This window comes from Aeromonas sp. DNRA1 (genome assembly GCF_963888745.1).
Classification (GTDB): Bacteria; Pseudomonadota; Gammaproteobacteria; order Enterobacterales; family Aeromonadaceae; genus Aeromonas; species Aeromonas hydrophila.
In genome coordinates, this window is record NZ_CAWPKQ010000008.1 from 107,007 (window position 1) to 127,449 (window position 20,443).

33 protein-coding genes are annotated in these 20,443 nt (G+C 56.1%); 30 read left to right on the top strand and 3 right to left on the bottom strand.

Annotation, left to right across the window (positions count from 1 at the left end):
* Positions 1 to 43: 43 nt before the first annotated feature.
* On the bottom strand, positions 44 to 2,350 hold the full coding sequence (locus AACQ43_RS20370) for a Tex family protein (RefSeq protein ID WP_168968557.1): 2,307 nt from the start codon (positions 2,348 to 2,350) through the stop codon (positions 44 to 46).
* 269 nt (positions 2,351 to 2,619) lie between these two features.
* Positions 2,620 to 3,093: a transcription elongation factor GreB gene (greB, locus tag AACQ43_RS20375; protein WP_011704309.1), complete on the bottom strand. Its 474-nt coding sequence runs from the start codon at positions 3,091 to 3,093 to the stop codon at positions 2,620 to 2,622.
* 236 nt (positions 3,094 to 3,329) lie between these two features.
* On the opposite strand from greB, the gene ompR reads away from it, so the two are divergent.
* Positions 3,330 to 4,049 carry an osmolarity response regulator transcription factor OmpR gene (gene ompR / locus AACQ43_RS20380; protein ID WP_005307934.1) on the top strand — a complete coding sequence of 240 codons (720 nt, stop codon included), beginning with the start codon at positions 3,330 to 3,332 and terminating at the stop codon, positions 4,047 to 4,049.
* Entirely contained in the window at positions 4,046 to 5,356 is a 1,311-nt protein-coding gene (gene envZ, locus AACQ43_RS20385) for a two-component system sensor histidine kinase EnvZ (protein ID WP_168968558.1), read from the top strand. The genes ompR and envZ overlap by 4 nt, the downstream gene beginning before the upstream one ends.
* Before the next feature lie 35 nt (positions 5,357 to 5,391).
* Here envZ and AACQ43_RS20390 read toward each other — a convergent pair whose 3' ends face one another.
* Positions 5,392 to 6,306 (bottom strand): DMT family transporter, encoded by a 915-nt coding sequence (locus AACQ43_RS20390; protein ID WP_102989655.1) that lies wholly within the window; start codon positions 6,304 to 6,306, stop codon positions 5,392 to 5,394.
* 356 nt (positions 6,307 to 6,662) lie between these two features.
* On the opposite strand from AACQ43_RS20390, the gene rpsJ reads away from it, so the two are divergent.
* The 28 genes from rpsJ (at position 6,663) to rplQ (ending at position 20,286) form a co-directional block, all read left to right on the top strand.
* On the top strand, positions 6,663 to 6,974 hold the full coding sequence (gene rpsJ / locus AACQ43_RS20395) for a 30S ribosomal protein S10 (RefSeq protein ID WP_005307944.1): 312 nt from the start codon (positions 6,663 to 6,665) through the stop codon (positions 6,972 to 6,974).
* Between the two features lie 22 nt (positions 6,975 to 6,996).
* On the top strand, positions 6,997 to 7,629 hold the full coding sequence (gene rplC / locus AACQ43_RS20400; protein ID WP_010672559.1) for a 50S ribosomal protein L3: 633 nt from the start codon (positions 6,997 to 6,999) through the stop codon (positions 7,627 to 7,629).
* Between the two features lie 17 nt (positions 7,630 to 7,646).
* Complete coding sequence (gene rplD / locus AACQ43_RS20405; protein ID WP_005340616.1) at positions 7,647 to 8,252, top strand: 50S ribosomal protein L4; 606 nt, start codon at positions 7,647 to 7,649, stop codon at positions 8,250 to 8,252.
* A complete protein-coding gene (rplW, locus tag AACQ43_RS20410) occupies positions 8,249 to 8,551 on the top strand; it encodes a 50S ribosomal protein L23 (RefSeq protein WP_005307955.1) in 303 nt (100 codons plus the stop codon). Before rplD ends, rplW begins: the two co-directional genes overlap by 4 nt.
* A 15-nt stretch (positions 8,552 to 8,566) precedes the next feature.
* Positions 8,567 to 9,388 carry a 50S ribosomal protein L2 gene (rplB, locus tag AACQ43_RS20415; protein WP_005307957.1) on the top strand — a complete coding sequence of 274 codons (822 nt, stop codon included), beginning with the start codon at positions 8,567 to 8,569 and terminating at the stop codon, positions 9,386 to 9,388.
* Between the two features lie 22 nt (positions 9,389 to 9,410).
* Positions 9,411 to 9,689: a 30S ribosomal protein S19 gene (gene rpsS, locus AACQ43_RS20420; RefSeq protein WP_005307960.1), complete on the top strand. Its 279-nt coding sequence runs from the start codon at positions 9,411 to 9,413 to the stop codon at positions 9,687 to 9,689.
* Between the two features lie 10 nt (positions 9,690 to 9,699).
* A complete protein-coding gene (gene rplV / locus AACQ43_RS20425) occupies positions 9,700 to 10,044 on the top strand; it encodes a 50S ribosomal protein L22 (protein WP_011704314.1) in 345 nt (114 codons plus the stop codon).
* A 3-nt stretch (positions 10,045 to 10,047) separates the two neighbouring features.
* The gene (gene rpsC / locus AACQ43_RS20430; RefSeq protein WP_005331168.1) at positions 10,048 to 10,761 is read left to right on the top strand and encodes a 30S ribosomal protein S3; all 714 of its coding nucleotides are present in this window, start codon (positions 10,048 to 10,050) and stop codon (positions 10,759 to 10,761) included.
* Between the two features lie 13 nt (positions 10,762 to 10,774).
* A complete protein-coding gene (gene rplP, locus AACQ43_RS20435) occupies positions 10,775 to 11,188 on the top strand; it encodes a 50S ribosomal protein L16 (protein ID WP_005307963.1) in 414 nt (137 codons plus the stop codon).
* On the top strand, positions 11,188 to 11,379 hold the full coding sequence (gene rpmC, locus AACQ43_RS20440) for a 50S ribosomal protein L29 (protein ID WP_005307965.1): 192 nt from the start codon (positions 11,188 to 11,190) through the stop codon (positions 11,377 to 11,379). Before rplP ends, rpmC begins: the two co-directional genes overlap by 1 nt.
* On the top strand, positions 11,379 to 11,627 hold the full coding sequence (gene rpsQ, locus AACQ43_RS20445; protein ID WP_005307966.1) for a 30S ribosomal protein S17: 249 nt from the start codon (positions 11,379 to 11,381) through the stop codon (positions 11,625 to 11,627). Before rpmC ends, rpsQ begins: the two co-directional genes overlap by 1 nt.
* 147 nt (positions 11,628 to 11,774) lie before the next feature.
* Positions 11,775 to 12,143 (top strand): 50S ribosomal protein L14, encoded by a 369-nt coding sequence (gene rplN, locus AACQ43_RS20450; RefSeq protein ID WP_005307975.1) that lies wholly within the window; start codon positions 11,775 to 11,777, stop codon positions 12,141 to 12,143.
* 11 nt (positions 12,144 to 12,154) lie between these two features.
* Positions 12,155 to 12,472, top strand: a complete 318-nt coding sequence (gene rplX / locus AACQ43_RS20455; RefSeq protein ID WP_005307977.1) for a 50S ribosomal protein L24 — start codon at positions 12,155 to 12,157, stop codon at positions 12,470 to 12,472.
* Between the two features lie 13 nt (positions 12,473 to 12,485).
* Positions 12,486 to 13,025 carry a 50S ribosomal protein L5 gene (gene rplE / locus AACQ43_RS20460; protein ID WP_005331162.1) on the top strand — a complete coding sequence of 180 codons (540 nt, stop codon included), beginning with the start codon at positions 12,486 to 12,488 and terminating at the stop codon, positions 13,023 to 13,025.
* 10 nt (positions 13,026 to 13,035) lie between these two features.
* Positions 13,036 to 13,341, top strand: a complete 306-nt coding sequence (gene rpsN, locus AACQ43_RS20465) for a 30S ribosomal protein S14 (RefSeq protein ID WP_011704315.1) — start codon at positions 13,036 to 13,038, stop codon at positions 13,339 to 13,341.
* 21 nt (positions 13,342 to 13,362) lie between these two features.
* Positions 13,363 to 13,755 carry a 30S ribosomal protein S8 gene (rpsH, locus tag AACQ43_RS20470; RefSeq protein ID WP_005307980.1) on the top strand — a complete coding sequence of 131 codons (393 nt, stop codon included), beginning with the start codon at positions 13,363 to 13,365 and terminating at the stop codon, positions 13,753 to 13,755.
* Positions 13,756 to 13,768: 13 nt separating this feature from the next.
* The gene (gene rplF / locus AACQ43_RS20475; protein ID WP_005307981.1) at positions 13,769 to 14,302 is read left to right on the top strand and encodes a 50S ribosomal protein L6; all 534 of its coding nucleotides are present in this window, start codon (positions 13,769 to 13,771) and stop codon (positions 14,300 to 14,302) included.
* 9 nt (positions 14,303 to 14,311) lie between these two features.
* Positions 14,312 to 14,665, top strand: coding sequence for a 50S ribosomal protein L18 (rplR, locus tag AACQ43_RS20480; RefSeq protein ID WP_011704317.1), 354 nt, complete (start codon positions 14,312 to 14,314; stop codon positions 14,663 to 14,665).
* A gap of 14 nt (positions 14,666 to 14,679) precedes the next feature.
* Entirely contained in the window at positions 14,680 to 15,180 is a 501-nt protein-coding gene (gene rpsE, locus AACQ43_RS20485) for a 30S ribosomal protein S5 (RefSeq protein ID WP_011704318.1), read from the top strand.
* A 6-nt stretch (positions 15,181 to 15,186) separates the two neighbouring features.
* Positions 15,187 to 15,366 (top strand): 50S ribosomal protein L30, encoded by a 180-nt coding sequence (gene rpmD, locus AACQ43_RS20490; protein WP_005307985.1) that lies wholly within the window; start codon positions 15,187 to 15,189, stop codon positions 15,364 to 15,366.
* Positions 15,367 to 15,368: 2 nt separating this feature from the next.
* The gene (rplO, locus tag AACQ43_RS20495; protein ID WP_005307987.1) at positions 15,369 to 15,806 is read left to right on the top strand and encodes a 50S ribosomal protein L15; all 438 of its coding nucleotides are present in this window, start codon (positions 15,369 to 15,371) and stop codon (positions 15,804 to 15,806) included.
* A gap of 8 nt (positions 15,807 to 15,814) precedes the next feature.
* Positions 15,815 to 17,143 carry a preprotein translocase subunit SecY gene (secY, locus tag AACQ43_RS20500; protein ID WP_010672567.1) on the top strand — a complete coding sequence of 443 codons (1,329 nt, stop codon included), beginning with the start codon at positions 15,815 to 15,817 and terminating at the stop codon, positions 17,141 to 17,143.
* Positions 17,144 to 17,170: 27 nt separating this feature from the next.
* The gene (rpmJ, locus tag AACQ43_RS20505) at positions 17,171 to 17,284 is read left to right on the top strand and encodes a 50S ribosomal protein L36 (protein ID WP_005319705.1); all 114 of its coding nucleotides are present in this window, start codon (positions 17,171 to 17,173) and stop codon (positions 17,282 to 17,284) included.
* A gap of 139 nt (positions 17,285 to 17,423) precedes the next feature.
* Positions 17,424 to 17,780 (top strand): 30S ribosomal protein S13, encoded by a 357-nt coding sequence (gene rpsM / locus AACQ43_RS20510; RefSeq protein ID WP_005307991.1) that lies wholly within the window; start codon positions 17,424 to 17,426, stop codon positions 17,778 to 17,780.
* 14 nt (positions 17,781 to 17,794) lie between these two features.
* Positions 17,795 to 18,184 carry a 30S ribosomal protein S11 gene (rpsK, locus tag AACQ43_RS20515; protein ID WP_005319702.1) on the top strand — a complete coding sequence of 130 codons (390 nt, stop codon included), beginning with the start codon at positions 17,795 to 17,797 and terminating at the stop codon, positions 18,182 to 18,184.
* A gap of 39 nt (positions 18,185 to 18,223) precedes the next feature.
* A complete protein-coding gene (gene rpsD, locus AACQ43_RS20520) occupies positions 18,224 to 18,844 on the top strand; it encodes a 30S ribosomal protein S4 (RefSeq protein WP_011704319.1) in 621 nt (206 codons plus the stop codon).
* Positions 18,845 to 18,869: 25 nt separating this feature from the next.
* Entirely contained in the window at positions 18,870 to 19,859 is a 990-nt protein-coding gene (locus AACQ43_RS20525) for a DNA-directed RNA polymerase subunit alpha (RefSeq protein ID WP_005307997.1), read from the top strand.
* 43 nt (positions 19,860 to 19,902) lie between these two features.
* Entirely contained in the window at positions 19,903 to 20,286 is a 384-nt protein-coding gene (gene rplQ / locus AACQ43_RS20530; protein WP_005307999.1) for a 50S ribosomal protein L17, read from the top strand.
* Positions 20,287 to 20,443: the final 157 nt, after the last annotated feature.

The following is a 20,443-nucleotide window of genomic DNA, read 5'->3' on the forward strand; positions in this document are numbered from 1 at the left end:
GCGACAAAAAAGCCCCTCGCGGGGCTTTTTGCATTCTGGAGGCTTATTTCTTCAGCTTCGACAGGGCGGCCGCGAAGGCGTTGCCCATGGCGCCATCGGTTGGAGCACTCTGCCGGGGGGCTTGCTTCGGCTTGGCATTGCCGGTGTGGCGTGGCTCGGCCGGCTTGCGGGCTGGCTGGCCGGCTTTTTCATCCAGACGCATGGTCAGACTGATGCGTTTGCGCGGGACGTCGACTTCCAGCACCTTGACCCGGACGATGTCACCGGCCTTGACCACCTCGCGGGGATCCTTGACGAAGCGATCGGTGAGGGAGCTGATGTGCACCAGCCCGTCCTGATGGACACCGATGTCGACGAAGGCGCCGAAGTTGGTGACGTTGGTGACCACCCCCTCCAGCACCATCTCGGGCACCAGATCGCTGATTTTCTCCACCCCTTCCTTGAAGGTGGCGGTCTTGAACTCGGGGCGCGGGTCGCGGCCGGGCTTGTCCAGCTCGCCGATGATGTCGGTGACGGTGGGCACCCCGAACTGCTCGTCGGTGTAGTCGGCGGGCTTGAGGGTGCGCAGCAGGCTGCTGTTGCCGAGCAGGCTGTCGACGGTCTGCTCCAGCTTGGCTAGGATCCGCTCCACCACAGGGTAGGATTCCGGGTGTACCGCCGAGCCGTCCAGCGGGTTGCTGCCGCCCCGAATGCGCAGGAAGCCGGCACACTGCTCGAATGCCTTGGGTCCGAGTCGGCTCACTTTCAGCAACTGCTGACGATGTTGGAAGGCGCCGTTCTCATCCCGGTAGGCGACGATGTTCTGGGCCAGGGTCTGGGAGAGGCCGGAAACCCGGTTGAGCAGGGCGACCGAGGCGGTATTCACATCCACCCCGACCGCGTTTACGCAATCCTCGACAACCGCATCGAGCCGGCGGGCCAGCTGGCTCTGGCCGACGTCGTGCTGGTACTGGCCCACACCTATGCTCTTGGGATCGATCTTGACCAGCTCTGCCAGCGGATCCTGCAGCCGGCGAGCGATGGAGACGGCGCCGCGAATGGAGACGTCGAGATCCGGGAATTCCTGGGAAGCGAGCTCGGAGGCGGAGTAGACCGATGCCCCCGCTTCACTGACCACGATTTTCTGCGCCTTGGCGGCCGGGTAGCGTTCGAACAGATCGCTCACCAGGCGGTCGGTTTCCCGCGAGGCAGTGCCGTTGCCGATGCTGATGAGTTCAACCTTGTGCTTCTGGCACAGCTCGTTCAGGGTCTTGAGGCTCTGATCTACCTGGCGCTTGGGTTCGAACGGATAGATGGTCGCGTGATCGACCAGCTTGCCGGTGGCATCCACCACCGCCACCTTGACCCCGGTGCGGATACCGGGATCCAGCCCCATGGTGCAGCGCATGCCGGCCGGCGCCGCCATCAGCAGATCCTTGAGGTTCATGGCGAATACCTTGATCGCCTCGTCTTCTGCTGACTCGCGGATGCGGCCGATCAGCTCGGTCTCCATCTGCAAGGAGAGCTTGATCTTCCAGGTCCAGCTCACCACCCCTTGCAGCCACTTGTCGGCCGGACGATTTTGCAGGTTGAGCCTGAGGTGATGGGCAATGATCCCTTCGCAGGGGCTGGCACCCTCATCATCGCCGGCAACCAGCGCCAGATTGAGTACTCCCTCGTTACGGCCGCGCAACATGGCCAGCACCCGGTGGGAAGGGGCCTTGTGCAGCGGTTCGTCGTGTTCGAAGTAGTCCTTGAACTTGGCCCCTTCCTGCTCCTTGCCGGCCACTACGCGGGCACGCAGGGTGGCGTTGTGCCACAAGTAGTCGCGCAGCTTTTCCAGCAGATCGGCCTGCTCGGCGAAGCGCTCCATCAGGATGTAGCGGGCACTGTCGAGGGCGGCCTTGCCGTCGGTGATCCCCTGCTCGGCATTGAGGAAGCGAACCGCCTCCTGCTCGGGATCCTTCAGCGGGTCGTTCAGCAGCAGGTCGGCCAGTGGCTCCAACCCCGCTTCGATGGCCATCTGCCCCTTGGTGCGGCGCTTGGGCTTGTAGGGGAGGTAGAGGTCTTCCAGCCGGGTCTTGCTGTCGGCATCGTTCAGCTCGCGGGCCAGCTCGGGGGTCAGTTTGCCCTGCTCTTCGATGGAGCGCAGGATCACCTGGCGGCGATCCGCCAGTTCACGCAGGTAGCCGAGGCGGCTCTCTAGGGTACGCAGCTGGCTGTCGTCCAGACCGCCGGTCACCTCTTTGCGGTAACGGGCGATGAAGGGGACGGTGGCGCCTTCGTCCAGCAGGCGAACGGCGGCCTGCACCTGCTCCGGGCGGGCATTCAGCTCACCGGCGATCTGATGTTCTATTACGTGGCTTTGCATCGAGGGTCTCTTGGTCGGGTCCTGTCTAACTGGCCAGCGTGGGGCTATGTCGCCGAACAGGGGGTCTGTCCTGGCGATACTTTAGATACCTGCCAGGCCACTGCCGCGCGGGCCGGTTGGCGCCGCAAGGCGCCGGGTGTGAGCACTATATGGGGTCGGGCAGCGGGATGCCACCCCGGCAAAAACTATGCTTGTCATACCCGGTGGGTGGGCATGCTCCGTCTCTCCTGGCCTCGTCAGCCGATTTGGCAGCCTGAGCCGGCGCTGGCTTATTTGGGATAGCTGATCTCATTGATGTACCAGCAGGCGTCACCGACTGGCGTACGCACTATGGCCTCGTCGCCCACCTCTTTCTTGAGCAGGGCGCGGGCCATGGGGGAGTCGATGGAGATGTAATCCTTGCGCTCGAAGATCTCGTCATAGCCGACGATGCGAAAGCGCTTGGTCTCTCCCTCTTCGTTTTCCACCTCGACCCAGGCACCGAAAAAGACCTTGCCCTCCTGGGCGGGGGAGTAGTCGACGATCCCCAGCTCCTCGAGGCACTTGCGCAGGTAACGGACCCGCCGGTCGATCTCCCGCAGCCGTTTCTTGTTGTACTGGTAATCGGCATTCTCGCTGCGATCACCGAGGCTGGCCGCCCAGGCCACTTTGCGGGTGGTCTCGGGGCGCTCCTCGCGCCAGAGGAAATCGAGCTCCTGTTTGAGCTTGTTGTAGCCTTCACGGGTGATCAGCTTGGTCTTCATCGGTCGTTACCTGTGTCAGTGGGGCTGATGAGCCTCTTATGGCTCGGCAGATCTTATCCGTTGTCGCCTTGCTGTCGAGCAAAAACTGGGGCGTCTGAGGGGATGTCTGAGTGATGAGACGCGGGGTGAAGGGGCGCAAAATCGGCTGAATGGGCAATAACCGGTAACATATTTAGGCTTGGCCGTTACGAGCCCGAGCTCTAGTATTGGCAGCATATATAGAGGAGAGGCAAGCAATGAGTCAGCAATACAAGGTTCTGGTCGTCGACGATGATTTGAAATTACGTTCCCTGCTGGAGCGCTACCTGACCGAACAGGGGTTCGTGGTTCGGGGCGTCGCCAATGGTGAACAGGCCGACCGCCTGCTGACCCGTGAGAACTTCAGCCTGATGGTGCTGGATTTGATGCTGCCGGGGGAAGACGGCCTCTCCATCTGCCGCCGCCTGCGCGAGGCTGGCAACCAGATCCCGGTGCTGATGCTGACCGCCAAGGGGGATGAGGTAGATCGCATCGTCGGGCTCGAGATGGGTGCCGATGATTACCTGCCCAAGCCATTCAATCCCCGTGAGCTGCTGGCCCGGATCCGCGCCGTGCTGCGCCGGCACACCGTCGAGTTGCCGGGCGCCCCCTCTACCGCCGAGAAGGTGGTGAGCTTTGGCAGCTATCAGCTCAATCTGGCGACCCGCGAGCTGAGCCGCGATGGTGATCCGGTTGCGCTGACCAGCGGTGAATTCGCCGTGCTCAAAGTGCTGGTGAGTCATCCGCGCGAGCCTCTCTCCCGGGACAAGCTGATGAACCTGGCCCGCGGTCGCGAATATACCGCCACCGAGCGCAGCATCGATGTGCAGGTCTCCCGTCTGCGTCGCCTGCTGGAGCAGGACCCGGCGCAGCCCCGTTATCTGCAGACCGTCTGGGGTCTGGGTTATGTGTTCGTGCCGGACGGTGATGGCGAATGAAGAAAGTGAGCAGCATGTTCTCCCGCATGCTCTGGTTTTTGGCCGCCGTGCTGGTGGTCTATCAGTTTGTCTCTTATGCCACCTTCTACAACTATCTGCTGGCGCCGACCGTCAAGCAGATCAGTCACCTGCTGGCCAACCAGGTCAAGCTCATCTTCCCGGTCGAGAGCAACCAGCTGGCGCTGAGTGAAGACGCCGAGGCGCTGGTCTATGTGGCGACCGGCAGCGACATCTATACCCAGACCGAGGCGGAGCAGCACGGGCTCAACGAGTCCAAGCCCTACACCTATCTGGAGGAGAGCATCAGCCGCGAGCTGGGAGGCAAGACCAAGGTCAGGGTCGAGATCCAGGATCACTACATCATCTGGATCCAGCCGCCCCAGGCCAACAAGGTGTGGGTGCGCATCCCGCTGACCGAGATCGAGGACGACGACATCGAGCCGCTGATCCTCTACATGAGCGTGCTGCTGGTGGTGACCCTGTTCGCGGCCTGGCGCTTTGCCCGTCAGCTGGTGCGGCCGCTGGAGGATCTGGAGGCGGGGGCCGTGGCGGTGGCGCGTGGCAATTTCCCCGATGCGTTGGGGGAGCAGGGCTCGCGGGAGGTGCGTCGGCTGACCCGTACCTTCAATCACATGTCGAGCTCCATCAAGGGCCTGATCGAGGAGCGAAATCTGATGATGGCGGGTGTCTCCCACGATCTGCGTACCCCGCTGACCCGTATCCGGCTGGCGACCGAGATGATGTCCTCCGGCGATGAGTATCTCAAGGAGAGCATCAACGCGGACATTGACGAGTCCAATGGCATCATCGATCAGTTCATCGACTACATTCGGCCGGACGAGGGGCTGGATACCCAGCAGATCGACCTGACCCAGCTGATCCACGACAGCTTGCTGGTGCAGACCGATCAGGGATTGGAGGTGGAGCTCGAGTTGCCGGCCGAGGCAGTACGGGTGGCCTGCAATCCCATCAGCATTCGCCGCGTCCTCAACAACCTGTCAGGCAATTCGCTGCGCTACGGTGCGAGCCGGCTGCAGGCCGAGCTCAAGGATGATGGTCACTGGGTGCGGCTGCGGTTGTCGGATGACGGCCCCGGCATTCCGGAGCAGGATTACTACCGGGTGCTCAAGCCCTTCACCCAGGGCAACGAGGCCCGTACCGGCAGTGGCAGTGGCCTGGGGTTGGCTATCGTCGCCAAGATTGTGTCCCAGCATCACGGCACCATCAGGCTGGGGCGCTCCGAGCTGGGGGGCTTGCTGGTGGAGATCCGGCTGCCCAAGAACCAGCCGCTGGAGTGGATTGATTGAACGAAGGGCGTATCTGTGGATACGCCCTTTGCATGTCAGGCTTGCGGCTCGCTGGTCTTGCGGTAGCGCCTGCCGTATTTCAGCTGCTGGATCAGCAGAGCGGCGACGATGAGCGCCAGCCCGATGGGGGTGGCCGGGTGGATGGTCTCGCCGATCAGCAGGTTGAGCAGTACCAGCGAAGCAAACGGCGAGATGAAGATGAGGTTGCTGATGGGGGCCGTGTTGGTGGCGTGGCGCAGCGCCATCAGCCAGAGCACGAAGCCGAAGCCCATCTCGAACAGCCCCACGTAGATGGCGCCGGCCCACCCCTGCCAGGCGGTCATGGCAAAGTCCGAGAGCAGCCAGGTTGCCGCGACGATGAAGGGCAGGCTGATGAGGAAGCCCAGCAGCAGGCTGACGATGGGGTCGCCCTGGTTGCGGGTGTTGAGGATCCAGTAACCGGCCCAGATCAGGGTCGATACCAGTGCCAGCGTGACGCCGAGGGGGCTGTCGAACTGCAGACCGAATACATCCCCCTTGGTGGCAATCACCAGCGCGCCGAAATAGCCGAGCACGATGGCGACCCCGTCGCGCCGGCGCAGCTTCTGACCGAGGAAGGGCACCGCCAGCAGACTGAGGGTGATGGCCCAGGTGTAGTTGAGGGTCTGCGCCTGCTGGGCGGGCAGCAGGTCATACGCCTTGAACAGCAGCAGGTAATAGAGAAAGGGGTTGAGTACTCCCAGTGCCAGATAGTAGAGGGGACGACTCTTGATGTAACCGAGCAGCAGCGGCAGTTTGCCCTGACAGGCCACGATTACCCCCAGCGTCAGGGTCGAGGTGCAGGCCGCGACCAGCAGCAGCTGCACCGGTTCAAAGTAGGCGAGGGAGATCTTGAAGGCACTGGCGACCGTCGACCAGAGGGCGACGGCGCAGAGCCCATATTGATAGGCTTTTTTCTGATCTTTGAGCATGGGGTGTCGTTCCGATGACGAAGGCCGGCGCACAGTCTACCAGCCTGTTTGCAACATTGTCGTTACCCCTGCCAGGCAAGGGCTTGCCCAGCCGTTGGCGAGATCCATCTGTCACATAAAATTGCGCACAATCTGTTCGCCTTCTCTTGCGCAAATTGAAAAAATCCGTATAATCCCCTCCGCTTACCCATGAGGTAAGCCAGACGATATGTCTGCTTGCTGAGTTTCCCGCTTGCGGGGGCCAGCCATACAGTCCTCCCGATATGGGAGGAAACGTGAAAAATCACACCTCTGGCGGGAGTAATCTCGGCCGGGCGGTGTTGATTTATGTTCTTTTATCTATTGGAGCTCTGTCAATGCAGAACCAAAGAATCCGTATCCGCCTGAAGGCTTTTGATCATCGCCTGATCGATCAATCCACTGCGGAAATCGTTGAAACTGCAAAGCGCACCGGCGCGCAGGTTCGCGGTCCTATTCCGCTGCCGACTCGCAAAGAGCGCTTCACCGTCCTGATCTCCCCGCACGTCAACAAAGATGCGCGTGATCAGTACGAGATCCGCACTCACAAGCGTCTGGTAGACATCGTTGAGCCGACTGACAAGACCGTTGACGCCCTGATGCGTCTGGATCTGGCAGCTGGTGTAGACGTCCAGATCAGCCTGGGTTAATTACGGAAAGAGGTTGATAACAATGACAATCGGTCTTGTAGGTCGCAAAGTGGGTATGACTCGCATCTTCACTGAAGATGGCGTTTCTATCCCGGTGACTGTTATCGAAGTTGAAGCTAACCGTGTAACTCAGGTCAAATCTGTAGAAACCGACGGCTACAACGCTATTCAGGTTACCACTGGCGCCAAGAAAGCCAGCCGTGTAACCAAGCCGGAAGCTGGCCACTTCGCCAAAGCTGGTGTAGAAGCCGGTCGCGGTCTGTGGGAATTCCGCCTGAACAACGGTGAAACTTTCACTGTTGGTAGCGAGCTGAAAGTAGATCTTCTCGCTGACGTTAAGCTGGTAGACGTTACCGGCACATCCAAGGGTAAAGGTTTTGCCGGTACTGTTAAGCGCTGGAACTTCCGCACCCAGGATATGACCCACGGTAACTCTCTGTCCCACCGTGTACCTGGCTCCATCGGTCAAAACCAGACCCCGGGCCGTGTATTCAAGGGCAAAAAGATGGCTGGTCACATGGGTGCTGAGCGTGTAACGACTCAGAACCTGGAACTGGTTCGTGTTGACGCTGAACGCAACCTGCTGCTCATCAAAGGCGCAGTACCGGGTGCAACCAACGGCAACGTGATCGTTAAACCTGCCGTCAAAGCGTAACGTCTGAGGAGATAGTAATGGAATTGGTAATGAAAGACGCCAAGAGCGCTCTTGAAGTTTCCGAGACTACCTTCGGGCGCGAATTCAACGAAGCTCTGGTTCACCAGGTTGTCGTTGCTTATGCCGCAGGTGCCCGTCAGGGTACTCGTGCGCAGCTGACTCGCTCTGAAGTGTCTGGTGGCGGCAAAAAGCCGTGGCGTCAGAAGGGTACTGGTCGTGCCCGTGCTGGCTCCATCCGTTCGCCCATTTGGCGTTCCGGTGGTGTGACTTTTGCAGCTAAGCCGCAAGATCACAGCCAGAAAGTAAACAAGAAGATGTACCGCGGCGCTATCCGTAGCATCCTGTCCGAGCTGGTACGTCAAGAGCGCCTGATCGTTGTTGAGAAGTTCGGCATCGAAGCTCCGAAGACCAAAGAACTGATCGCCAAGCTGAAAGAAATGGAACTGACTGACGTTCTGATCGTGACTGCTGAAGTCGATGAGAACCTGTTCCTGGCTGCTCGTAACCTGTACAAAGTTGACGTGCGTGACGTTGCCGGTATCGACCCGGTCAGCCTGATCGCTTTCGACAAGGTTCTGATGACTGCTGACGCAGTTAAGCAAATCGAGGAGATGCTGGCATGATCCGTGAAGAGCGTCTGCTGAAAGTTCTGAAGGCTCCGCACATCTCTGAAAAGAGCACCATGGTCGCAGAAAAGCAGAACACTATCGTGTTCAAAGTTGCTGTTGATGCCACCAAGGCGGAAGTCAAAGCTGCAGTTGCGAAACTGTTCGAGGTCGAAGTTGAGACCGTCCGTACCCTGAACATGAAGGGTAAGACCAAGCGCGCAGGTGCACGCGTAGGCCGTCGTTCCGATTGGAAAAAGGCTTATGTGACCCTGAAAGCTGGTCAGGACATCGACTTCATGGGCGCAGCCGAGTAAGAGGAGTTCTGAAAAATGGCAATCGTTAAGTGCAAGCCTACTTCTCCGGGCCGCCGCCACGTCGTCAAGATCGTCAACCAAGACCTGTACAAGGGCAAGCCCTTTGCAGCTCTGCTGGACAAGAAAGACAAGTCCGGTGGTCGTAACAACAACGGCCGCATCACCACCCGTCACATCGGCGGTGGTCACAAGCAACACTACCGTATCGTCGACTTCAAGCGCGACAAAGACGGTATCCCGGCCAAAGTAGAGCGCCTGGAATACGATCCTAACCGTACCGCAAACATCGCCCTGGTGCTGTATGCAGACGGTGAGCGTCGTTACATCCTGGCTCCGAAAGGCCTGAAAGCTGGTGATGCAATCGCTTCTGGTGCTGATGCCGCAATCAAGGTAGGTAACACCCTGCCGATGCGCAACATCCCGGTCGGTTCTACCGTTCACGCTGTTGAGATGAAGCCTGGTAAAGGTGCCCAGCTGGCTCGTTCCGCTGGTACTTTCATCCAGATCCTGGCTCGTGAAGGTAACTATGTAACTCTGCGTCTGCGTTCCGGCGAAGTACGTAAAGTTCTGGCCGAGTGCCGCGCCACCATCGGTGAAGTTGGTAACTCCGAGCACATGCTGCGTCAACTGGGTAAAGCCGGTGCAAACCGCTGGCGTGGTATTCGTCCGACCGTTCGCGGTATGGCGATGAACCCGGTCGACCACCCGCACGGTGGTGGTGAGGGTCGCAACAAGGGCATGCAGCCTGTGTCCCCATGGGGCCAGAAGGCTAAAGGCTTCAAGACCCGTAAGAACAAGCGTACCGACAAGTACATCGTACGTCGTCGTAACAAGTAATTGTTAACATAGAGGAATCACCATGCCACGTTCTCTCAAGAAGGGTCCATTTATCGACCTGCACTTGCTGAAGAAGGTAGAGAAAGCGGTGGAAAGCGGGGATAAAAAGCCGGTTAAGACCTGGTCCCGTCGTTCAATGATCATCCCGAACATGATCGGTTTGACCATCGCTGTCCATAATGGTCGTCAGCACGTTCCGGTTTTCGTTACCGAAGAAATGATCGGTCACAAACTGGGTGAATTCGCACCGACTCGTACTTATCGCGGCCATGCTGCTGATAAGAAGGCTAAGAAGCGCTAAGGGATAAATGATGGAAGCTATCGCTAAACACCGTTATGCCCGTACTTCTGCCCAGAAAGCTCGTCTGGTAGCCGATCAAGTACGTGGTCTGTCCGTAGACAAGGCTCTGAACATCCTGACCTTCAGCCCGAAAAAGGCTGCAGCTCTGGTGAAGAAAGTGCTGGAATCTGCCATTGCAAACGCTGAGCACAACGAAGGCGCCGATATCGACGCGCTGCGTGTTGCTACTATCATGGTCGACGAAGGTCCCTCCATGAAGCGCATCCGTCCGCGTGCCAAAGGTCGTGCGGATCGTATCCTCAAGCGTACCGCTCACATCACCGTAGTGGTATCCGACGCTAAGGCTGGGAGATAAGCAATGGGTCAGAAAGTACATCCTAATGGCATTCGCCTGGGTATTACCAAGCCTTGGAATTCTACCTGGTTCGCGAACACCAAAGACTTCGCTGACAACCTGTACAGCGATTTTCAAGTACGCCAGTTCCTGACCAAGGAACTGAAAAACGCGTCCTTGTCCAAGATCACCATCGAGCGTCCGGCCAAGAGCATCCGTGTGACCATTCACACCGCTCGTCCGGGTGTTGTGATCGGTAAGAAAGGCGAAGACGTTGAGAAACTGCGCAAAGCTGTAGCCGCAATTGCTGGCGTGCCTGCTCAGATCAACATTTCCGAAGTCCGCAAGCCGGAGCTGGATGGCAAACTGGTTGCCGACAGCATCACTTCCCAGCTGGAGCGTCGTGTAATGTTCCGTCGTGCTATGAAGCGCGCCGTACAGAACGCAATGCGCCTGGGTGCCAAGGGCATCAAAGTGGAAGTTTCCGGTCGTCTGGGCGGCGCTGAAATCGCGCGTACCGAATGGTACCGTGAAGGTCGTGTGCCGTTGCACACCCTGCGTGCCGACATCGACTACGCAACTTCTGAAGCCCACACCACTTACGGTGTGATCGGCGTTAAAGTTTGGATCTTCAAGGGCGAAGTTCTGGGCGGTCTGGCTGCTGTTAATGCCGCTGCTGCTCAAGAGCAAGCTCCTGCAAAGCCCAAGCGTGACAACAAGCGCCGCGCTGCTAAGTAAGGAGATTCGGTAAATGTTGCAACCAAAGCGTACTAAATTCCGCAAGACCCACAAGGGTCGTAACCGCGGTCTGGCCAACTCTGGTAACGAAGTATCCTTCGGTACCTTTGGCCTGAAGGCGACATCCCGTGGTCAACTGACTGCTCGTCAAATCGAAGCAGCCCGTCGTGCCATGACCCGTCACGTTAAGCGTCAAGGCAAGATCTGGATCCGTGTGTTCCCGGACAAGCCCATCACCGAAAAGCCCCTCGAAGTTCGTATGGGTAAAGGTAAGGGTAACGTGGAATACTGGGTTTGCCCGATCCAGCCTGGCAAGGTTCTGTACGAGATGGATGGTGTACCTGAGGCTCTGGCGCGTGAAGCGTTTGCCCTGGCCGCAGCTAAGCTGTCCGTTCAGACCACTTTCGTAATTAAGACGGTGATGTGATGAAAGCCCAAGATCTGCGTCAAAAGAGCGTCGAAGAACTGAACCAGGAGCTGCTGGGTCTGCTGCGTGAGCAATTCAACATGCGCATGCAAGCTTCCACCGGCCAGCTGGCTCAGACTCACACTCTGAAACAAGTGCGTCGTGACGTCGCACGTATCAAGACTGTACTGACTGAGAAGGCAGGTGCGTAATGACTGACAAGATCCGTACTCTGCAAGGTCGTGTAATCAGCGACAAGATGGACAAGTCCATCACTGTTGCTATCGAGCGCAAGGTAAAGCACCCGATCTACGGTAAGATCATCAAGCGCACTACCAAGCTGCACGTACATGATGAAAACAACGAATGCAAAGCTGGCGACCTCGTGGAAATCCGCGAATGCCGCCCGCTGTCCAAGACCAAGTCCTGGACCCTGGTTGCCGTTGTAGAAAAGGCCTAATCGGTACTTTGTAGTCCAAACGGCCCCTTAGCGGGGCCGTTTGTTTTTTAGGCTACCTTTTCTAAAAATCCTGTGTTATAGTTTCGCGCCTTTTGAAGGCAGCCAGATCCCGAGAGGGATAAGAAGTAAACAAAGCGGAGCACTAAGATGATCCAGATGCAAAGTATGCTGGGTGTTGCCGACAACTCCGGCGCTCGCAGTGTAATGTGTATTAAGGTTCTGGGTGGTTCGCACCGCCGTTACGCCGGCATCGGCGACATCATCAAGGTTTCCATCAAGGAAGCCATTCCTCGCGGTAAAGTGAAGAAAGGTGATGTGTATAACGCGGTGGTCGTACGCACCCGTAAAGGCGTTCGTCGTCCGGACGGCTCTGTCATCCGTTTCGACAACAATGCGGCTGTGTTGCTTAACAACAACCAACAGCCAATCGGTACTCGTATTTTTGGCCCGGTGACTCGTGAACTGCGTAATGAGAAGTTCATGAAGATTGTGTCCCTGGCACCCGAAGTACTGTAAGGAGTCGAACGATGGCAGCTAAAATCCGTCGCGAAGACGAAGTGATTGTTCTTACCGGCAAAGACAAGGGCAAGCGTGGCAAAGTCACTCAAGTCCTGATTGCAAAAGGTAAGGTAATCGTGGAAGGCATCAACCAGGTGAAGAAACACCAGAAGCCGGTACCCGCACTGGGTCAGGCTGGCGGTATCGTCACCAAAGAAGCCCCCATCGATGTATCTAACGTAGCGCTGTTCAACTCTGCCACTGGCAAGGCTGACCGCGTTGGTTTCCGGATTGAAGACGGCAAAAAAGTTCGTTTCTTCAAATCCACCGGCGAACTTGTGAAGTAATTGGAGTTTAACGATGGCGAAACTGCATGATTACTACAAATCCGATGTAGTAAATGAACTGTCCAAACAGTTCGGTTACAAGACTATCATGCAAGTCCCTCGGATCGAGAAAATCACCCTGAACATGGGTGTTGGTGAAGCGATCTCTGACAAGAAATTGCTGGAAAATGCTGCTGCCGATATGGCTGCCATTTCCGGTCAGAAGCCGCTGATCACCAAAGCTCGCAAATCTGTTGCGGGCTTCAAGATTCGTGAAGGCTACCCGATAGGTTGTAAAGTAACCCTGCGTGGCGAGCGTATGTGGGAGTTCCTGGAACGGCTGATTTGCATCTCCGTACCGCGTATCCGTGACTTCCGTGGCCTGAACGCTAAAGCGTTCGATGGTCGTGGTAACTACTCCATGGGCGTGCGTGAGCAAATCATCTTCCCGGAAATCGACTATGACAAGGTCGATCGCGTCCGTGGTCTGGATATCACCATCACCACTTCCGCGAATACCGATGAAGAAGGCCGTGCTCTGCTGGCTGCCTTTAACTTCCCATTCCGCAAGTAAGGTTAGGGTTATGGCTAAAACTTCCATGAAAGCACGTGAAGCAAAGCGTGCGAAGCTGGTAGCCAAGTTCGCCTCCAAGCGAACCGAGCTGAAAGCTATCATTGTTGATATGAACGCTTCTGAAGAAGCGCGTTGGGATGCTGTCCTGCAACTGCAACAGCTGCCCCGTGATTCCAGTCCGTCCCGCCAGCGTAACCGTTGCAATATTACTGGTCGTCCGCACGGTTTCCTGCGCAAGTTTGGCCTGTCTCGCATCAAGGTGCGTGAGCATGCCATGAAGGGCGAAATTCCGGGCCTGAAGAAGGCTTCTTGGTAACGAATCTCGGGAGTTAGACTTATGAGCATGCAAGATCCGATCGCGGATATGCTGACCCGCATCCGTAACGGTCAGGCGGCGAGCAAAGTTGCGGTTTCCATGCCTTCTTCCAAGCTGAAAGTGGCTATCGCCAAAGTGCTGAAAGAAGAAGGTTACATCGCTGGCTACTCCGTAGCTGGTGATGTGAAGCCGGAACTGGAAATTGAACTGAAATATTTCCAGGGCAAGCCAGTTGTAGAACTGATCCAACGCGTGAGCCGTCCCGGCCTGCGTATTTACAAGCGCACTACTGATCTGCCGAAAGTTATGGGCGGTCTCGGTGTTGCTATCGTGTCCACGTCTAAAGGTGTGATGACTGACCGTGCTGCCCGCAAAGCAAGCATGGGCGGTGAGATCATCTGCTACGTCGCTTAATAGGAGGTAGGAAATGTCTCGTGTTGCTAAGGCACCCGTCACTATTCCTGCTGGCGTAGAGGTGACTCTGAACGGCCAGGAACTGTCCATCAAAGGTGGTAAAGGTTCCCTGGTTCGCTCTATTCACGCCGGTGTAGAAGTGACCAAAGAAGACAATGTACTGAAGTTCGCCCCGCGCGACGGCATCGCTGGTGCTGACGCTCAGGCCGGTACTGCCCGTGCATTGGTCAACAACATGGTAATCGGTGTTACCCAAGGCTTCGAGCGCAAGCTGCAGCTGGTTGGTGTAGGTTATAAAGCCTCCATCAAGGGCAATGCTGTTGCGCTGGCTCTGGGCTTCTCTCACCCGGTAGAGCATGCGCTGCCGGCTGGTGTGACCGCTGAGTGCCCGACTGCCACAGAAATCGTTCTGCGTGGTGTCGACAAGCAGCTGGTTGGCCAAGTCGCCGCCGATATCCGTGCTTACCGCGCTCCGGAGCCCTACAAGGGCAAGGGTGTACGCTATGCCAACGAGCAAGTGCGTACTAAAGAAGCTAAGAAGAAGTAAGGTAACACTATGGACAAGAAAGCAGCTCGTCTCCGTCGTGCTACTCGTGCTCGGAAAAAGATGCAGGAACTGGGAGCTACCCGTCTGGTTGTTCACCGTACCCCGCGTCATATCTATGCGCAGGTTATTGCAGCCAACGGTTCCGAAGTTCTGGCCTCTGCTTCCACAGTAGAGAAAGCCATCAGTGAAGCTATTAAATACACCGGTAACGCTGATGCAGCGACCGCGGTAGGTAAAGCAATCGCTGAGCGTGCTATTGCCAAAGGCGTTCAGAACGTATCTTTCGATCGTTCCGGTTTCAAGTATCACGGTCGCATCGCTGCTCTGGCAGCTGCTGCACGTGACGCTGGTCTTCAGTTCTAAGCTAGGAGTCGAAGATGGCTAAAGTCGAATCTCAAGCCGGCGAACTGCAAGAAAAGCTGATTGCAGTAAACCGTGTTTCGAAAACTGTTAAAGGTGGTCGTATCATGTCCTTCACCGCGTTGACCGTGGTGGGTGATGGTAACGGCCGTGTAGGTTACGGTTACGGTAAAGCCCGTGAAGTTCCGGCCGCTATTCAAAAAGCGATGGAACAGGCTAAGCGTAACCTGAACAAGGTTGAGCTGAACAACGGCACTCTGCACCACCCGGTGCGTGGTGTTCACTCCGGTTCCACCGTGTTCATGAAGCCGGCCTCTCAAGGTACTGGTATCATTGCAGGCGGCGCCATGCGTGCTGTTCTGGAAGTTGCTGGTATCCACAACGTGCTGGCCAAGACCTACGGTTCCACCAACCCAATCAACGTTGTTCGCGCAACTGTCGACGCTCTGGTACAGGGTCAATCCCCGGCCCAGATCGCTGCCAAGCGTGGTCTGCGCGTTGAAGAAATTCTGGGGTAATGCGACATGGCTAACACTGTAAAAGTAACTCAAACTCGCAGCTCTATCGGCCGTCTGCCAAAGCACAAGGCGACTCTGCGTGGTCTGGGTCTGCGTCGCATTGGTCACACCGTTGAGCTGGAAGATACTCCCTGCGTACGCGGCATGATCAACCAGGTTTATTACATGGTTAAGGTGGAGGGCTAAGCATGCGTCTGAATACTCTGTCTCCGGCCGCTGGCTCCAAGCGCGTTAAGCACCGTCCGGGCCGTGGTATCGGTTCTGGTCTGGGCAAGACCGGTGGTCGTGGTGTTAAAGGTCAAACCTCTCGTTCCGGTGGCGGCAAAGTCCGCAACGGTTTCGAAGGCGGCCAGATGCCTTTGAAAATCCGTCTGCCGAAGTTCGGTTTCTTCTCCCGCAAATCTTTGGTTTCTGCCGAAGTGCGCCTGAACGAAATCGCCCTGGTAGAAGGTGATGTGGTCGACGTGAGCACTCTGAAGCAAGCCGGTGTTATTACTAAAAACATCGTGTTCGCTAAAGTTGTTCTGTCTGGCAACATTGACCGTGCTGTGACCGTTCGTGGTCTGTCCGTCACCAAAGGTGCACGTGCAGCCATCGAGGCCGCTGGCGGTAAAATCGAGGAATAATCAGTACAATGGCTAAGAAACCAGGATTGGATGTTAAAGCACAGGGTGGTCTGAGTGAACTGAAGAGCCGTCTGCTCTTCGTTCTCGGGGCGATTATCGTTTTCCGTGCAGGCTCTTATGTGCCGATTCCTGGTATTGACGCCGCCGTACTGGCCGAGTTGTTCCAACAACAGAAGGGCACCATCATTGAGATGTTCAACATGTTCAGTGGTGGTGCACTCTCGCGTGCTTCTATTCTTGCGCTGGGGATCATGCCGTACATTTCGGCGTCGATCATTATCCAGCTGCTGACTGTGGTTCACCCTGCTCTTGCTGAACTCAAGAAGGAAGGTGAATCCGGCCGTCGCAAGATTAGCCAATATACCCGTTGGGGCACGCTGGTTTTGGGAACGTTCCAGGCCATTGGTATTGCAACCGGTCTGCCGAATATGATGCAAGGACTCGTGACTCATCCGGGTTTGGGCTTCTATTTCACAGCCGTTGTGAGTCTGGTCACCGGTACCATGTTCTTGATGTGGTTGGGTGAACAGATTACCGAGCGTGGGATTGGTAATGGTATCTCGTTGATTATCTTCACAGGTATCGTTGCTGGTCTGCCTCATGCCATTGGCGCTACGGCCGAACAGGCACGTCAAGGGGAATTGCACATCCTGCTGTTGTTGTTGCTGGGCTTGATTGTTTTCGCAGTGACTTACTTTGTGGTGTTCGTGGAGCGTGGTCAGCGTCGTATCGTCGTTAACTATGCCAAGCGTCAACAAGGCCGCCAGGTATTTGCCGCGCAAAGCACACACCTGCCGTTGAAAGTGAATATGGCCGGTGTGATTCCTGCGATTTTCGCATCCAGCATCATCCTCTTCCCAGGGACCATTACCTCTTGGTTTGGTCAGGGCGAGGGCAAGATCGCTGACATCCTGCAACAGGTCTCTATGGTCCTGCAGCCGGGTCAGCCCTTGTATGAGATGCTCTATGCAGCAGCCATTATCTTCTTCTGCTTCTTCTATACCGCGCTGGTGTTCAACCCCCGCGAGACAGCAGACAACCTGAAGAAGAGTGGAGCCTTTATCCCGGGGATCCGCCCGGGCGAGCAGACAGCACGTTATATCGATAAGGTTATGACTCGCCTGACATTGGCAGGTGCGCTCTATATAACCTTTATCTGTCTGGTACCCCAGTTCTTGATGACTGCCTGGAACGTACAGTTCTACTTCGGTGGCACCTCGCTGCTGATTATTGTGGTAGTTATCATGGACTTCATGGCTCAGGTTCAGACCCATATGATGTCTCATCAATATGGTGATGTCCTGAGGAAGGCCAACCTGAAGGGCTACGGCCGCTAAAGGTCGGCGTAGTTACGGAGTTAAGCAATGAAAGTTCGTGCTTCCGTTAAGGCAATCTGCCGTAACTGCAAAATCATCAAGCGTCACGGTGTGGTGCGTGTGATTTGCAGCGAGCCAAAGCATAAACAGCGCCAAGGCTAATTTTTTACGGTTAGTACTTGCAACAAATAGTTGTGCTGGCTAATATAGCCAGCCAACTTTTGTTGTGTATTGGTTGACCGCCACGTATCCGCTCACGGGCTTTGTGGTGGTCGTAATCTACTATATGTAGGAGTGAATAGTGGCCCGTATCGCTGGCATTAACATTCCTGACCATAAGCATGCAGTCATTGCTTTGACTGCTATTTATGGCGTCGGTCGTACCCGCTCCAAGGCCATCTGTGCCGCAGCCGGTATCGCTGAGAATGTGAAAATTAAAGACCTGGACGAAGCTCAGATCGAGAGTCTGCGTGAACAAGTAGGTAAATTCACCGTTGAAGGTGACCTGCGTCGTCAGATTTCCATGAACATCAAGCGATTGATGGATCTGGGTTGCTACCGTGGTTTGCGTCACCGTCGTAGCCTGCCTGTTCGTGGTCAACGTACCAAGACCAACGCTCGTACCCGTAAGGGTCCGCGCAAGGCTATCAAGAAGTAACGGGAAGGTAGAAAATGGCTAAAACTCCGACTCGTGCTCGCAAGCGCGTTAAAAAGCAAGTGAGCGACGGTATTGCGCACGTTCATGCATCTTTCAACAACACAATCGTGACCATTACTGACCGTCAGGGCAATGCTCTGTCATGGGCTACCTCTGGTGGTTCAGGTTTCCGTGGTTCCCGTAAGTCCACTCCGTTTGCTGCCCAGGTAGCTGCTGAGCGTGCTGGTGAGATCGCCAAAGAATACGGCGTGAAGAACCTGGAAGTCATGGTCAAAGGTCCGGGTCCCGGTCGTGAGTCTTCCATCCGCGCTCTGAACGCGGCTGGTTTCCGCATCACTAACATTACTGATGTGACTCCGATCCCGCACAACGGTTGTCGTCCTCCCAAGAAGCGCCGCGTGTAACGCTGTAGCTACTTGGTCTAGGATTGTTGGAGAAAGAAGATGGCAAGATATATCGGTCCTAAGCTTAAGCTTAGCCGTCGTGAGGGCACCGACCTCTTCCTGAAGTCTGGTGTTCGTGCGATTGATTCTAAGTGCAAGATTGACACCGTTCCTGGTCAACACGGTGCGCGTAAAGCGCGTCTGTCTGACTACGGTGTTCAGCTGCGCGAGAAACAAAAAGTTCGTCGTATCTACGGCGTATTGGAAAAACAGTTCCGCAACTACTACCGCGACGCTGCCCGTCAAAAGGGTAACACCGGTGAAAACCTGTTGCAGCTGCTGGAAGGTCGTTTGGACAACGTTGTTTACCGTATGGGCTTCGGTGCTACCCGTGCTGAATCTCGTCAGCTGGTGAGCCACAAGGCCATCATGGTCAACGGCCGCGTTGTGAACATTCCTTCTTTCCAGGTTTCCCCTGAGGACGTGATCTGCGTTCGTGAGAAGGCTAAGAAGCAAGCGCGTATCAAAGCATCCCTCGAGGTTGCTGGTCAGCGCGAGAAGCCGACTTGGGTAGAGGTTGATGCCGCTAAAATGGAAGGTGCTTTCAAGCGTCTGCCAGAGCGTTCCGACCTGTCTGCCGACATTAACGAACAGCTGATCGTCGAGCTTTACTCCAAGTAAAGCTAGCTTCTAAAGAGAGGACACAATGCTGGGTTCTGTAACAGATTTTCTTAAACCGCGGCTAGTTGACATCGAGCAAGTTAGCCCGACTCATGCGAAAGTGACTCTCGAGCCACTTGAGCGTGGCTTTGGTCACACGCTGGGTAATGCCCTGCGTCGTATTTTGCTGTCTTCTATGCCCGGTTGTGCAGTTACTGAAGTCGAAATTGACGGGGTACTGCATGAGTACAGCAGCAAAGAAGGTGTACAGGAAGACATTCTTGAAATCCTGCTCAACCTGAAAGGTATCGCTGTGAAGCTGGAAGGCAAGGACGAGGTAACTCTGTCCCTGACCAAGTCTGGAACAGGCCCCGTTACCGCTGGTGATATCACTCACGGTGATGAAGTCGAGATCGTAAACCCGGAGCACGTAATCTGCCACCTGACTGGCGCCAATGCTGAAATCAGCATGCGCCTGAAAGTTCAGCGCGGTCGTGGTTATGTGCCTGCTTCTGCTCGTGTTCACAACGATGATGAAGAGCGTCCTATTGGTCGCCTGCTGCTGGACTCCGCGTTCAGCCCCATCGTTCGTATTGCCTACAACGTTGAGGCAGCACGTGTGGAGCAGCGTACCGACTTGGACAAGCTGGTCATCGACATGGAGACCAATGGTACTCTGGATCCTGAAGAAGCCATCCGTCGTTCTGCCACTATTCTGGCTGAGCAACTGGAAGCCTTCGTGGATCTGCGCGATGTCAGCGTGCCCGAGAAGAAAGAAGAGAAACCCGAGTTTGATCCGATTCTGCTGCGTCCTGTCGATGATTTGGAGCTGACAGTTCGTTCTGCGAACTGTCTGAAGGCAGAAGCTATCCACTATATTGGTGATCTGGTACAGCGTACCGAAGTTGAGTTGCTTAAGACTCCTAACCTCGGTAAGAAGTCCCTGACTGAGATCAAGGACGTGTTGGCCTCCCGTGGTCTGTCTCTTGGCATGCGCCTCGAGAATTGGCCGCCCGCCAGCATCGCTGACGAGTAATCCAGATTACGGGTTTCACAGATTTAGTTAGAAGGATAAGGTCATGCGCCATCGTTTGAGTGGTCGTCAACTGAACCGGAACAGCAGCCATCGTCAGGCTATGTTCCGCAACATGGCCAGCTCCCTGGTTCGTCATGAGATCATCAAGACGACTCTGCCTAAGGCAAAAGAGCTGCGTCGTGTCGTTGAACCGCTGATCACCCTTGCCAAGACTGATAGCGTTGCTAATCGTCGCCTGGCATTTGCCCGTACTCGCGATAACGCGATCGTGGCTAAGCTGTTCAATGAACTGGGCCCGCGCTACCTGGAGCGCGCCGGCGGTTATACTCGCATTCTGAAATGCGGTTTCCGTGCAGGCGACAACGCTCCTATGGCTTACATTGAGCTGGTAGACCGCCCGGCCGCTGCTGAAGCAGCTGCTGAGTGATAAAGAAAAAGCCGGGCTTGTCCCGGCTTTTCTTTTAATGGATTCTGATACTGCCTCAACTGCCTCAACTGCCTCAACTGCCTCAACTGCCTCAACTGCCTCAACTGCCTCAACTGCCTCAACTGCCTCAACTGCCTCAACTGCCTCAACTGCCTCA